Origin of the sequence: Gemmiger qucibialis, from assembly GCF_027689445.1 — a bacterium.
In the GTDB taxonomy this organism is placed as follows: domain Bacteria; phylum Bacillota; class Clostridia; order Oscillospirales; family Ruminococcaceae; genus Gemmiger; species Gemmiger qucibialis.
The window spans coordinates 1-13,509 of sequence record NZ_JAQFEN010000006.1; the positions used below are offsets into that span (position 1 = coordinate 1).

At 56.8% G+C, this 13,509-nt stretch carries 10 protein-coding genes; 4 read left to right on the plus strand and 6 right to left on the minus strand.

The features are described from left to right. The first annotated feature begins 207 nt into the window (after positions 1-207). The 4 genes from PG062_RS09970 (at position 208) to aspS (ending at position 5,315) form a co-directional block, all read left to right on the plus strand. Complete coding sequence (locus PG062_RS09970; RefSeq protein ID WP_270752184.1) at positions 208-1,329, plus strand: hypothetical protein; 1,122 nt, start codon at positions 208-210, stop codon at positions 1,327-1,329. A 280-nt stretch (positions 1,330-1,609) separates the two neighbouring features. Next, complete coding sequence (locus PG062_RS09975) at positions 1,610-2,455, plus strand: hypothetical protein (RefSeq protein WP_270752185.1); 846 nt, start codon at positions 1,610-1,612, stop codon at positions 2,453-2,455. Between the two features lie 55 nt (positions 2,456-2,510). Beyond that, positions 2,511-3,371 (plus strand): YitT family protein, encoded by an 861-nt coding sequence (locus tag PG062_RS09980; protein WP_270752186.1) that lies wholly within the window; start codon positions 2,511-2,513, stop codon positions 3,369-3,371. A gap of 162 nt (positions 3,372-3,533) precedes the next feature. Further along, positions 3,534-5,315 carry an aspartate--tRNA ligase gene (gene aspS, locus PG062_RS09985; RefSeq protein ID WP_270752188.1) on the plus strand — a complete coding sequence of 594 codons (1,782 nt, stop codon included), beginning with the start codon at positions 3,534-3,536 and terminating at the stop codon, positions 5,313-5,315. 541 nt (positions 5,316-5,856) lie between these two features. Here the strand turns inward: aspS and PG062_RS09990 are convergent. From PG062_RS09990 to PG062_RS10015, 6 genes are all read right to left on the minus strand, one after another. Then, on the minus strand, positions 5,857-6,705 hold the full coding sequence (locus PG062_RS09990; RefSeq protein WP_270752189.1) for a DegV family protein: 849 nt from the start codon (positions 6,703-6,705) through the stop codon (positions 5,857-5,859). A 776-nt stretch (positions 6,706-7,481) separates the two neighbouring features. Then, entirely contained in the window at positions 7,482-8,627 is a 1,146-nt protein-coding gene (locus PG062_RS09995) for a cysteine desulfurase family protein (protein WP_270752190.1), read from the minus strand. Between the two features lie 378 nt (positions 8,628-9,005). Continuing rightward, the gene (locus tag PG062_RS10000) at positions 9,006-9,608 is read right to left on the minus strand and encodes a Type 1 glutamine amidotransferase-like domain-containing protein (RefSeq protein ID WP_270752191.1); all 603 of its coding nucleotides are present in this window, start codon (positions 9,606-9,608) and stop codon (positions 9,006-9,008) included. A 51-nt stretch (positions 9,609-9,659) separates the two neighbouring features. Further along, complete coding sequence (locus PG062_RS10005; RefSeq protein ID WP_270752192.1) at positions 9,660-10,829, minus strand: pyridoxal phosphate-dependent aminotransferase; 1,170 nt, start codon at positions 10,827-10,829, stop codon at positions 9,660-9,662. A gap of 374 nt (positions 10,830-11,203) precedes the next feature. Beyond that, positions 11,204-11,587, minus strand: coding sequence for a VOC family protein (locus PG062_RS10010; RefSeq protein ID WP_270752194.1), 384 nt, complete (start codon positions 11,585-11,587; stop codon positions 11,204-11,206). Between the two features lie 343 nt (positions 11,588-11,930). Further along, positions 11,931-13,478, minus strand: coding sequence for an AAA family ATPase (locus PG062_RS10015; RefSeq protein ID WP_270752196.1), 1,548 nt, complete (start codon positions 13,476-13,478; stop codon positions 11,931-11,933). Positions 13,479-13,509: the final 31 nt, after the last annotated feature.

Here is a 13,509-nt window from a genome sequence, read left to right on the forward strand (position 1 = left end):
TTGTTAGATAGTATATCATACTGTCTAACAAATGGGGTGCAGTCCACATTTTGGGCCGGCTGCCCTGTTTTTTGTTGCTTGGCGGGCGATTTTGCCCCCACACCGTGCTTGCAATGGGCGGTCAAACGCGGTATAATGTTTTTACATTGCCATTTGCGGGTGGTGCCCGCGCGGCAAATTGAAAGTATAGTAAGGAGACCCCACAACATGAAACAAAAATTCATCAGTCTGGCTCTGGCAGTCATGCTGCTGCTGGGCGTAACGGGCTGTGCCATGTCCACCCCGGCCAGCGTGGGCAGCATTGGCGGCGTTGATATCCCGGCCGGCATCTACCTGCTGGCCCAGTATAACGCCTACAACACCGCTTCCGGCGCAGCAAAGCTTGCCACCGGCGAAACCGCCAGCAATGTGAAAGCCGTGCTGAAAGCTGAGTGCACCGGCACCATTAACGGCGAGGAAGTTACCACCGACGGCGCAGATTACGTTGCTCGCCTGACCCTGCGCAGCCTGCAGTATTACGCAGCTGTGGAAAAGAAGTTTGACGAGCTGGGCGGCACACTGGACGAAGCCGCTACCGCCGAAGCCGCCAAGACCGCCGATACCCAGTGGGAGAATAACAGCGATCTGTACGCAGCAAACGGCATTTCCAAGGCAACCTTGGAAAAGTACCAGCTGAACAGCAAAAAGGCAGATGCCTGCCTGGAGCTGATCTACGGCGAAGCCGGCAGCAGCCCGGTCACCGAGCAGGAATATGCCGATTACATCAACAACGATTGCTACTACCTGGAGCTGGTCCAGCTGCCGCTATTTGACCAGAGCACTTATACCTTTGCCAGCGACGACCAGAAAGCCGAGATTGAAGCCCTGGCCAACCAGTGCCGTGATGACTTGGCCGCGGCTACCAACGAATCTGCCCTGTACAGTGCTGCAATGACCTATGTGCCGCAGGCCTTTACCGCACTGGGCAGTAGCGTGGAAGCAACCCAGGCACTGTATTACACCGGCAGCGGTCTGTTTACGCCTTCGGACCTGTCCAGCTACAACACCAATGACGGCGGCAACAGCATTACCGATGCGGTAAAAGCAGCCGGTACCGGCAACTGGACGGTGGCCGACCTTGGCATGAGCTACATGATCGTGCGCAGCCTGGACCCCATGGAGCAGGGCACGGTGGATGATTTTGTGAGCCGCTATAATCTGCTGGACGCTATGAAGAGCGATGCTTTGCAGGACGAGTTCTATGCAGAGGGCGCCGAGATGGAAAATAACCTTTCCGCCAGCGTGATGAAGACCTACAGCGCATCCAAAATCAAAAAGACCGTAAAGTAATCATCGGGCACCAAAGCCGGAGCAGTGCGGGTTCAAAACCGGCACGCCCCGGCTTTTTTGATTTTACAGAACAGCCAAAGATGTAAAGGCAACACCGCACAATTCCCGCCTAGCGGCTTAAGCACCGCTCCGGCAGCTGCGGCACGGCATCTGCGTTGCCAAAATGCTCGATAAGACATCCAGTATTATCTGCGCTTTTGGCTTAGCATCTGCCGCACCTCGCTCGCCGTATCGGCACTTAGAATTATGCGGTATTGCCCAAAAAAGGGGGAACACTTACATGAAGCAAACAAACATGCGTATGCTGGCATTGTGTGCGGCGCTTTGCCTGTGTGTGGCAACAGCAGCGCCCGCCTATGCGGAAAGCACCCGTCAGACCCCACGGACCAGCTTTGTGGAAACGCTGCTGGACATCCCGGTGCTGGGGGATATTCTGCGGTTTTTCAGCGGGGAGGAACCTTTGAGCCAAGCGGCAACGGCGGAAACCGCAACGGGTGAAACCGCTACGCCGGAAACCTCCACCCCGGAAACTGCCCCCACGGCCACCCCGGAAACGGCAACCCCGACCCCGGCCCCCACGCCGGGCGGTTCCTCCACACCGGAAAGTGCGGCAACGCTGCCGCCCACCGGTACCCCGCAGGTGTACCCCGCGCCGGATATTGTGGTGATGCCTACAGCCACCCCGGCCATTACCGCGGCCCCGCAGCAGGAGGAAGAAAACAATACCAGTGACGAGCCCCCCGCTGCTGCCGCCACATCGGCCCCCGCGGCGGCAACGGCAACTCAGCGCCCGGCTGCAGCCATGCCGCGCCCGACCACGAAGGCTACCCTGAAAGACCCTACCGCCGCCCAGGCGGAAGCAACCCCCATGCCCACCCTGGAACCCACCGCCACGCCGGAGCCGACCGAAAAGCCGACCCCGGACCCGGAGCAGGTGCAGCGCCAGGAACAGGCCGCCCAAACCAGCAGCAAACTGCCGCTGTATGTGGCGGTGGGCATTGCCGTGGTGTGCGCCGGCATTGTGGCAGCCGTGCTGATCAGCCGCCAGCTGCAGAACACCCAGGCACAGACCCAGAAGCAGAAGGACGAAAAGTCTGCTTACCACCGCAAGAAGGGCGGCAAATAATGCCCGCTGCCCCCACAAATATACCCGCACAAGCTGCGGAAGCAGGAGATAGGATATGACGGATTCCCGCTGGAAAAACCTGGCGCTGGAGGTCATCGGCTGTTTTGTTTCGGCCCTTGGCCTGTACAGCTTTGCTGTGGCGGCCGGGGTGCCGGTAACCGGTGTGGCCGGTATCGGTGCCATTTTGTTCCGCCTGTTTGGTCTGCCCATTGGTGTGACCAACATTATTATGAACATCCCCATTGTGCTGATCTGCTTCAAGTACCTGGGCAAGGATTTCTTTTTCCGCAGCGTGCGGTGCATGGTGCTGTTTGCCATTTTTACGGACTATGTGCTGGCTGCGCTGCCGGTGTACCAGGGGGACCGCATGCTGGCCACCATCTGCGGCGGTGTGATCGGCGGCGTGGGGGATGCGCTGATTTATATGCAGAACTCCAGCACCGGCGGCCTGGATTTTATCACCATGGCCATCAAATCCCGCCACCCGCACATGCCGTTCGGCAACCTGACCTTTGCGGCAGCGCTGGCGGTCATCCTTGCAAACGGGCTGGTGTTCCATGATGTGGATTCCATCATTTACGGCCTGATCTTCAATTTTTTGAGCTCTTACATCATCAACCGGATGATGTTCGGTTTCAACGCCTGTATGATGGCTTTGATCGTGACGAGCGACGGCCCCGCCGTGTGCAGGATGATCGGCGAAAAAGTGGACCGCGGTTCCACGATATTGAAAGGTTACGGCGGCTATTCCCAGGATGGGCGCGATGTGGTGCTGTGTGCCTGCAGCTCCAAGCAGCTGTATATCATCAACCGCGAAACCAAGCGCATTGACCCCGGCAGTTTTATCGTGATGCTGCAGGCGAACGAGGTGGAAGGCGAAGGGTTCAAACGGCTGGAACTGGGAGAACAGAGTTAGAAGTTAGGAAGTAGGAGTTAGGAGTTAGAAGCTGCAGCGGGGCAGGAAAGGCGCAGAACAAGGCAAAATGCGTATTTTCGGGGAAAAATGCGGGGGTTCCTTGCAAAACAGTGCAAACCGCTGTATAATAAATTGTCACTTAACAGAAAAGGGGAGTTACCTATGGAAACGATGGGCAGCCTGCGCCGTACCAACTATTGCGGCGAAGTGAGTATGTCAAACGTTGGCCAGGAGATGACCGTTTGCGGTTCCATCGCCCGTGCACGCGACAAAGGCGGTATTATTTTTGCCGACCTGCGCGATACAACCGGTATTTTGCAGCTTGTTTTTGATGAGGATACGCCGAAAGACGTTTTTGCTAAAGCAGAAAGCCTGAAAAGCGAGTATGTTGTGATCTGCCGCGGCCTGCTGCGTGAGCGCGCCGCCAAGACCACCAAGATCGCCACTGGCGATGTGGAGCTGTATGTCAGCGAACTGCGCATTCTGAGTGAAGCCCAGACCCCGCCGTTCGAAATCCGCGATGATATCAACGTCAACGATGACCTGCGCCTGCGTTACCGCTACCTGGATCTGCGCCGTCCTTCGATGCACGAGCCCATTGTGCTGCGCAGCAAGGTCATGCAGATCATCCGCAGCTATTTCTGCGATAACCACTTTACCGAGATTGAAACCCCGACCCTGATCAAGTCCACGCCGGAAGGTGCCCGTGACTATCTGGTGCCCAGCCGGGTGCAGCCCGGCCATTTCTACGCCCTGCCGCAGAGCCCGCAGCTGTACAAGCAGATTTTGATGCTGTCCGGATTTGACCGCTACTTCCAGATCGCCCGCTGCTACCGCGATGAGGACCTGCGCGCTGACCGCCAGCCGGAGTTCACCCAGGTGGACGAGGAAATGTCCTTTGTCAATGAGGACGATATCATGACCATCAACGAAGGTCTGATCAAGCGCCTGTGGAAAGAAATGCTGGGCGTGGATGTGCAGACCCCGTTCGTGCGTATGCCGTGGGACGAGGCTATGGGCCGCTTTGGTTCCGATAAACCGGATACCCGCTTTGGCCTGGAAATTGTGGATGTGACCGACATTTTTGATGGCACCGAGTTTAAGCCCTTTGCCGCAGTGTTGGAGCAGGGCGGCAGCATCCGCGCCATCAATGCCAAGGGCCTGGCTGGCAAGCTGACCCGCAAGCACATTGACAAACTGGGCGAGGTTGCCAAGACTTATGGCGCTAAGGGCCTGGCATTCAGCCGCCTGACCGAGGAAGGCACTTCTTCCAGCTTTGAAAAGTTCCTGACCGAGGAGGAAAAGGCAGCCCTGTACAAGGCGATGGAGCTGGAAACCGGCGACGTGCTGCTGATCGTCAGCGATGCTGACTGGGTCAAGGCCTGCACCGCGCTGGGCCAGGTTCGTTTGGAAATCGGCCGCAAGTACGGCCTGATCGACCCCGACAAGTTCAACTTCCTGTGGGTGGTGGACTTCCCGCTGTTTGAGTACAGCGAGCAGGAGGGCCGCTGGATGGCCATGCATCATCCGTTCACCCTGCCCAAGGCAGAGGATATTGACAAGGTGGAAACCGACCCCGGTGCCTGCCATGCCGTGGCATACGATATTGTACTGAACGGCGTTGAGATGGGCGGCGGTTCTATGCGTATCAATGACCCCGCTCTGCAGGACCGCATGTTCAAGGCTCTGGGCTTTACCGAGGAAAAGGCTCGCGAGAGCTTTGGCTTCCTGATGGATGCCTACAAGTTCGGCGCACCCCCGCACGGCGGTATGGCTTACGGCCTGGACCGCATGGTAATGCTGATGCTGAAGAAGGATTCCATCCGCGATGTCATCGCATTCCCGAAGGTGCAGAACGCAGGCGAGCCGATGTCCGGCGCACCGGATATTGTTGACCCGCAGCAGCTGAAGGACCTGTCCATTGCATTGACGTTGACAGAGTAAATATTAAAGGCAACACCGCACAATTCCCGCCTTGCGGCTTAAGCACTGCTCCGGCAGCTGCGGCACGGCATCTGCGTTGCCAAAATGCTCGATAAGACATCCAGTATTATCTGCGCTTTTGGCTTGGCATCTGCCGCACCTCGCTTGCCGTATCGGCACTTAGAATTATGCGGTATTGCCTAAAGTTGAAAGCCCCGCCGGGCGGCCATTGATGTGGCTGTTTGGCGGGGCTTTTGGTGTTGGTGGGGAAAAAAGAGGGTGGTTAAGGTATAGGCACGAGAACGTTTTAAAGAAAACATCCCGTTATAAAATGTTCCGGATACTTGCCATATTTGGAGTCTGTGGGATATTGTATATAGGTTTCGGAACGGTCAAGACCGTTCCCTACGGAGCAGAATAAAAAGAGCGGTAAACAATAAAAAGACAGCTGCTCATAAAACTCTTGGGCAGCTGCCTAAATTATAATTTAATATAATATTGTATTAAAGTTTCTTCGGTTCCCTTCTTTTCAAAGAAGGGAACAAAATCCCCCGTATAAATCTTACTCTTTTGTCACAAATACCAGGCCTGCGCAGCCGGGGCCGGCGTGAGAGGCAATGACGGGGCCAAGGCGGGCAACGCGCCCGCCGGTCATGTGCAGGTTTTCGTGCATGTAATGGTGGAGGGGGGCCAGTACACCTTTTTCGTCCGAATACAGCAGAGCGTACCCGTACCGAGGGTCCACCCCGCCCATCTTTTCAATGTTCTTAAACATTGCCACAAACGCGCCGGGGCGGCCGCGGGCCGTGTCCGCCAGCTTGATCTGCCCATCCACGACCGAAAGCACCGGCTTGACACCCAGGGCACCGCCCACCAGCGCCACCGCGGCGGGCAAACGCCCGCCCTTGTGCAGGTGCTTCAGGCTGTCCACTACGGCCAGAATGCGGATGCGCTGCTTGAGCTGTTCCAGCTCAGCGACAATCGCGTGCGCGGGCAGGTGCTCCTCGTCGCGCAGGCGCAGCGCTTCGCGAATCAGGATGCCCTCGCCCTGGGATGCCGTGCGGGAATCCACAAAAAAGACATCCTCAAAATCGCAGCTTTCCGCTGCCAGCCGCGCGCACTGATAGGTGCCGGACAGGTTAGAACTGATCAAAATGGCAATTACCTGATCGCCGTTCTCCTTGGCATCCTCAAAAATTGTCATAAAGGATTGGGGGCTGGGCTGGCTGGTGCGGGGGGGAACCTTGTCCACTTTCAGATGTGCATAAAATTCATCAGCCGTCAGCTCCACACCGTCCAGCCCGCCGGTGCCATCGGCAAAGGTAACGGACAGGGGCACAGTGTACACGCCGGGACGGGCACTGTCGGTCGCGGTCAGATCGGAAGCGGAATCAGTCAGAATACGAATCATGCGGAAAAACCTCTTTCTGTGCGGCAGCGCCCGGCGGCAAAAAAACAGCGCTGGGATGCAACATGATTGGGTGGTAAGCAATTGTGAATACACATAATTTTAACACAATAAAAAAAAATGTCAAATATTTGAGCAAATATTTACAAAAAGGTAAAAAAACAGCCGCTCATCAGCGTGCGGCTTGGGGAATATGAGCAATAAAATTTTAAAATCAGACGTCTGTACAAAATATTTTGCACAGACGTATAAAAGTTCGGATGTTGTTGGTGGATGGTTCAGATGTTGTGTGAGCGGCAAATTTCGCAATGTAGGGGGATTGCATTAGGTTGACGGGCGGCCAATGAAAGTGTGTGGCTAGAAAGCCAAACGCACGATAGGGGAATGGTTTATTCCGCTGAATTTAAGGCAACACCGCACAATTCCCGCCTTGCGGCTTAAGCACCGCTCCGGCAGCTGCGGCACGGCATCTGCGTTGCCAAAATGCTCGATAATGTCGGGTTGCGGTACCCGCATCGTGCTTCGGGGGCAAAAGCCCCTCGCACTCTGCGACCGCTGCCCCTGCTTCGGTTCGCTGTTTCCGCCACTGGCGGCGCTCACCTTTGCAGCATCCAGTATTATCTGCGCTTTTGGCTTAGCATCTGCCGCACCTCGCTCGCCGTATCGGCACTTAGAATTATGCGGTATTGCCTTAAAAATCAATCTGTAGGGGTCAATGCTTGCATCGTCCCGTAGACTGGCCCTGCCGGACATCTCACCTCGAAAATAGGGCAAACGCCTTACCGCACGCCATCGCGCAGGCGCTGTACGCAGGCAGTGATCACAGCGGCAGCGGTGTCGATTTCTTCCGCCGTGTTGGCGGCATCCAGCGTCAGCCGCAGGGTGCTTTTGGCCTGGGCGGGGGTCAGGCCAAGGGCCAGCAGTACATGGCTGGGCTCCACCGCACCAGCGGAACAGGCAGAGCCCGCGGAAGCGCAGATCCCGGCTTCGTCCAAAAGCAGCAGCAGGGTTTCGGCCTCCACGCCGTCAAAGGTAATGTTCACATTGCCGGGCAGGCGCTGGGCCGCATCACCGTTCAGATGGGTGCCGGGAATGGCCAGCAGCCGCTCCGTCAGGCGCTGGCGCAAATCCAGGCAGCGGGCTGTGTTGGCGGGCAGGTTGGCATCCGCCTGGGCCAGTGCCGCAGCAAGGCCCGCGATGGCGGGTACGTTCTCAGTGCCCGCGCGGTGGCCGCGCTCCTGGCCGCCGCCGTACAGCACATTCTGCAAGGCAATACCGCGCCGGGTATACAGCGCACCGGCTCCCTTTGGCCCGTGGAACTTGTGGCCGGAAAGGCTGAGCAGGTCAATGTTCGTGGCCTGCACATCAATGGCCAGGTGCCCGGCAGCCTGTACAGCGTCAGTGTGGAACAGCGCGCCGCGCTCCCGGCAGAGGGCACCAAGTTCCGCAATGGGCTGCACGGTGCCGATTTCGTTGTTGGCAAACATGATGCTGACCAGACAGGTGTCCGGCTGCAAGGCGTCCGCCAGCTGCTGCGGGGTGATAAGCCCGGCGGCGCTCGGCGGCAGCAAGGTTACAGTGAAACCCTGCGCCTGCAGCGCCTGTAAAGTATGCAGCACGGCGTGGTGCTCGATCTGGGTGGAGATGATGTGCCGTTTGCCTGCGGCAGCGCCCAGGGCGGCACCGGTGTATAAAGCCTGTACGTCGGATTCGGTGCCGCCGCTGGTAAAGGTGATTTCCGCCGGGCGCGCGGCGTGCAGTACGCGGGCCACCGTGCGGCGGGCGTCCTCCACCAGCTTGCGGGCCTGCTGGCCGGGGCGGTACAACGCGGACGGATTGCCCCAGGCATCCTCCAGCGCGGTGCGCATGGCATCCAGCGCAGCGGGGCAGGGGCGCGTGGTGGCAGCATTATCCAGATATATCATGGAAAAATCCTCCCGGTAACATGGTGGTGCAGGATTTTGGGGTGTTTGCTGCTAGCGCAAACGGGAACTTGTCGGAGTGAAACTCCGCCATTTTGCTTGCGCAAAAACGTTCTGTCACTCAAACACCCCGCAGGGGTGTTTGTTGCTAGCGCAAACGTGAACTTGTCGGAGTGAAACTCCTCCATCTTGCTGACGCAAGACCGTTCTGTCGCTTGAAAGCCCCACTGGGGCTTTCATTGCTTCACTTCGTTTCGCAAACGCGAACTTGTCGGAGTGAAACTCCGCCATCTTGCGCTGTGCGCAAGACCGTTCTGTCGCTTGCACACCCCACTGGGGTGTGCATTGTTGAACATCATTCAACAAACGCGAATTTTCAAATTAGTCTTTGCAAATAACCTTTGAACCTTCACCATCAATTACAATTCCCTGACGGTTGTTAATTGGGCATAGATTCAAATCCGAAAACTCAGTCATTATTTTCTCGGTAACTTTCTTAAATGGTGCTGTAAGATAATGCGGAAGAACATAGAAATCAATCAAATCAAGCCCTGCATCATCTTCTTGTGAGTAGTCCTCCGGCTTTTCATCCATTTGCTCGATATATTGGATGCTTGGAGCGCATATAATCGCACCTGCCGATTCACCAATCATCAGTTTTCCCTTTGCCAATTCTTTCTTCAACAGCTCATCCGTTCCCGTTTTACGGAGCTGGTCTATAAGGAAAAAAGAATTTCCGCCGGTAAAATATATCACATCCGCATCTTCAAAAACAGACTGTATCGTTGAATAAGCCTCCGTTGAAATATCAATTTCAGTTACGATTGCTCCCAACTTTTTGAATATTTTTCGAGCCGAGCCGACATAACCGGTGTAGCCTTCACGCAGCGAAGCTGTTGGAATAAATGCGATTTTTTTATTTTCAATTTCTTCCTTTATCAGACTTCCTACACTTGAAAAGTGCGAACATAAAAACAGTTTCATCAATATTCTCCTTTATAAATTCCGATTTGCCAAACTGCCCACGCAAGTTCGTCACTTTCTGGCCGGGATTTTTTTGCGGATGGTTTCCAGGCGGTTCAGGGCGGCACACAGGGTTTCGTCCCGCTTGGCAAAGTGGAAGCGGATCAGATGGTTGACCGGCTCCCGGAAAAAGCTGGACCCCGGAACAGCGCCCACGCCGACATCGCGGGCCAGCACTTCGCAGAATTCCAGGTCGCTGTCAAAGCCAAACTCGGAAATATCCATCAGGATATAATAAGCGCCCTGGGGAACCGTGTGCTGCAGGCCGATGGCATCCAGACCTTCCACAAACAGGTCCCGCTTGCGGGTATAAGTGGCAAGCAGGTCGTTATAGTATTCCTGGCCGAAGCGCAGGCCGGGAATAACGGCCTCCTGCAAGGGCGCAGCGGCGCCGACCGTCAAAAAGTCATGCACTTTTTTAATGCGGTCAGTGATTTCCGGCGGGGCAATGGTGTAGCCCAGCCGCCAGCCGGTGATGGAGTAGGTTTTGGACAACGAGCTGCAGGAGATGGTGCGCTGCCACATGCCGGGCAGGGTGGCAAAATAGGTGTGCTGGTAGGGCGCATAGACGATGTGCTCGTACACTTCATCGGTGATAACGTAAGTATCGTACTTTTCGGCCATGTCGGCAATCAGTTCCAGCTCTGCGCGGGTGAACACCTTGCCGCAGGGGTTGGAGGGGTTGCAGAGGATCAGCGCCTTGGGGTGCTGGCGGAACGCGGCTTCCAGCTCGTCCACATTAAAGTTGAACAGCGGGGGATGCAGCGGAACATAGATCGGCTCGGCACCGGAAAGGATGGTGTCGGCACCGTAATTTTCATAAAAAGGCGAAAAGACAATGACTTTATCGCCGGGGTTGGCAACGGTCATCATGGCGGCCATCATGGCCTCGGTACTGCCGCAGGTTGTCACAATCTCGGTGTTGGGGTCGATCTGCCGCCCCATCAGGCGGGACTGCTTTTTGGCCAGTGCTTCGCGGAAGTTCTGCGCGCCCCAGGTGATGGAATACTGGTGGAAGTTTTCGTGTGATACTTCGGCCAGGCGGTCCAGAATCGCAGACGGCGGGTTGAAATCCGGGTAACCCTGGGAAAGATTGATGGCACCGTACTTAGCGCTGACGCGGGTCATGCGGCGGATAACGGAATCGGTAAAATGTTCCGTGCGGGTGGATAACGGCTGCATATACATTCCCTCTCTCGATAAAACTAAGGCAACACCGCACAATTCCCGCCTTGCGGCTTAAGCACCGCTCCGGCAGCTGCGGCACGGCATCTGCGTTGCCAAAATGCTCGATAATGTCGGGTTGCGGTACCCGCATCGTGCTTCGGGAGCAAAAGCCCCTCGCACTCTGCGACCGCTGCCCCTGCTGCGGTTCGCTGTTTCCGCCACTGGCGGCGCTCACCTTTGCAGCATCCAGTATTATCTGCGCTTTTGGCTTGGCATCTGCCGCACCTCGCTCGCCGTATCGGCACTTAGAATTATGCGGTATTGCCTAAAAACGGCGGGGAGATTTACCCCCAACGGTGCGCCCTGCGGCCGATGCAGGAACGATATGATCAAACCGTGAGTTCGATCTGGTTCCCCTCGATCGCAGCAATGCAGCTTTCGTAATAGCCGTCGCCGGTCGTTCTGGGATCGCTGATGACCTTATAGCCGTCGGCTTTCAGTTCTGCGGTCAAGGCGTCTACTTTTTCACGGCTGCCCACGCGGAACGCGATATGGGCATATCCGGTACGGGAAAGCTCTTTTGGCTGATCCGGCATTTCCGGTTTGTGCATCAGCTCAAGCCGTGCGCCATCATCAAACGTGAGGAAATACGAGCGGAAGTCTGTTTTGGGGTTATGGTATCCATCGTTTGACGCTGCGCCCAGATATTTCATAAAGAATGTTCTGGCGGCTTCCAGATCATTTACATAAAGTGCGATATGTTCGATCATCATAACGTTATAAACTCCTTTGCAAGCGGCCGGGCGGTTTTATGCCTGCACAGGGAGCCTAAGGCAGCACCGCACAATTCCCGCCTTGCGGCTTAAGCACCGCTCCGGCAGCTGCGGCACGGCATCTGCGTTGCCAAAATGCTCGATAATGTCGGGTTGCGGTACCCGCATCGTGCTTCGGGGGCAAAAGCCCCTCGCACTCTGCGACCGCTGCCCCTGCTTCGGTTCGCTGTTTCCGCCACTGGCGGCGCTCACCTTTGCAGCATCCAGTATTATCTGCGCTTTTGGCTTGGCATCTGCCGCACCTCGCTCGCCGTATCGGCACTTAGAATTATGCGGTATTGCCTTAAAACTCCATGCTGTGCTCGCCCTGGCGGATGTCATCGCGCTGGAGCTCGGCTAAAATATCATCCTGGCCGCTGTGCAGCAGCAGGCGCTTGCTGTAGGTTTCAAAGCGCTCACATTCGTTGTCGGCTAGGTAGGCGGCAGAGTCCGGCCCAAGGGCCAGCTCATTGACAAAAACCACCATCTCCTGCCCATCGGCAAAGGCGCTTTCCATAAAGTCAAAGGCGCTTTCCAGCGCGTCCCCGGCCAGGCCGACGGCATCTTCCCGCTTGCGCACCTGGGCGTTAAAGCTGGCGCGCACGGCATCAAAGGCAGCATCGCGATCCAGCGCGGGGTCAAGGGCAGCGACCCAGGCATGCAGCAGAGCGCTGGCGGTGGTGACAACAGCCAGCTCTTCCCCAGTCAGGGTGCCGGCAGCCTTTTGCGCGGTCAGGTGGTCCGCATAGACATTGACCTGCGCGGCAAACACGGCGGCGGGCACAAAATCATCCTGGGCGGGGTCGGCGTTGTTCAGGGTGCGCTTAAAGCTGCGCATTTCCTGGTAGCAGGCGTCCGTCACCGCGTCCGCCCGGCGGGCAGCGGCAAAGCGGGTGTTCAGCCCGGCCAGCAGCAGGCTGACAAGGCTGATGCGCTCATCAAAAGCGGCTTTCTGTGCGCGCTCCAGCACGGCGGCAAAGGGGCGGCCCTGCAAAATATCTTCCACGCCGTAATCCTGGCGGTACTTTTTGTACAGCTCCCAATAGGCAGCAAAATCGCGGGCAACTTCAGGGTGGCGCAGGTACTGGCCGATCAGGGCTTCGTCCACCGGCAAATCCAGCTTGGTGCAGGCCGTCAGCATGGCGGAAAGATCCTCCCAACCGCGGGCCGTGACAAACTGCGGTCCGTCCACATCGTTCTGGATGCGGTAAAAATGCTGGGGGCGCAGTTCAAGGTAAGCCTGCACAGCGGGGTGCAGGCGGTGGGCGCGGGCATACTCCTGCCAGACGGCAAGGTTCGGCTCAATATCAATGCGGCGTACACGGTCCAGTGTGACAAGGTCAAAATCCCGCACGCTCTTGTTGTACTCCGGCGGGTTGCCGGCGGCAACAATCACCCAGCCGGCGGGCACAGCCTGGTTGCCAAAGGTTTTGCACTGCAAAAATTGCAGCATGGTGGGAGCCAGTGTTTCGGATACACAGTTGATCTCGTCAATAAACAAAATACCGTGTTCCAGGCCGGTCTGCTCCATCTTGTCATACACGCTGGCAATGATCTCGCTCATTGTGTACTCCGTTACGCTGCGGTCCGCGCCGCCAAAATTGCGGTGGCGGATAAATGGCAGGCCCACGGCGCTTTGGCGGGTGTGGTGGGTGATGGTGTATGCCACCAGCGCAATGCCGCATTCCTGCGCGATCTGCTCCATGATCTGGGTTTTGCCAACGCCCGGCGGGCCCATCAGCAGAATAGGCCGCTGGCGGATGGGCGGAATCAGCGGGGTGCCGGTATCGTCCACGGCAAGGTATGCCTTGACCGCGTGTTCAATTTCCTGTTTGGCGCGTTTGATGTCCATGGGGGGTACACTCCTTCATCAAAACATTAGG

Bases quoted from the DNA above. Each gene is read 5' to 3' on its own strand.
- PG062_RS09995 (WP_270752190.1), bottom strand. From the start codon at position 8,627: ATGATATATCTGGATAATGCTGCCACCACGCGCCCCTGCCCCGCTGCG.
- PG062_RS09970 (WP_270752184.1), top strand. From the start codon at position 208: ATGAAACAAAAATTCATCAGTCTGGCTCTGGCAGTCATGCTGCTGCTG.
- aspS (WP_270752188.1), top strand. From the start codon at position 3,534: ATGGAAACGATGGGCAGCCTGCGCCGTACCAACTATTGCGGCGAAGTG.
- PG062_RS09975 (WP_270752185.1), top strand. From the start codon at position 1,610: ATGAAGCAAACAAACATGCGTATGCTGGCATTGTGTGCGGCGCTTTGC.
- PG062_RS10000 (WP_270752191.1), bottom strand. From the start codon at position 9,608: ATGAAACTGTTTTTATGTTCGCACTTTTCAAGTGTAGGAAGTCTGATA.
- PG062_RS10010 (WP_270752194.1), bottom strand. From the start codon at position 11,587: ATGATGATCGAACATATCGCACTTTATGTAAATGATCTGGAAGCCGCC.
- PG062_RS09980 (WP_270752186.1), top strand. From the start codon at position 2,511: ATGACGGATTCCCGCTGGAAAAACCTGGCGCTGGAGGTCATCGGCTGT.
- PG062_RS09990 (WP_270752189.1), bottom strand. From the start codon at position 6,705: ATGATTCGTATTCTGACTGATTCCGCTTCCGATCTGACCGCGACCGAC.
- PG062_RS10015 (WP_270752196.1), bottom strand. From the start codon at position 13,478: ATGGACATCAAACGCGCCAAACAGGAAATTGAACACGCGGTCAAGGCA.
- PG062_RS10005 (WP_270752192.1), bottom strand. From the start codon at position 10,829: ATGCAGCCGTTATCCACCCGCACGGAACATTTTACCGATTCCGTTATC.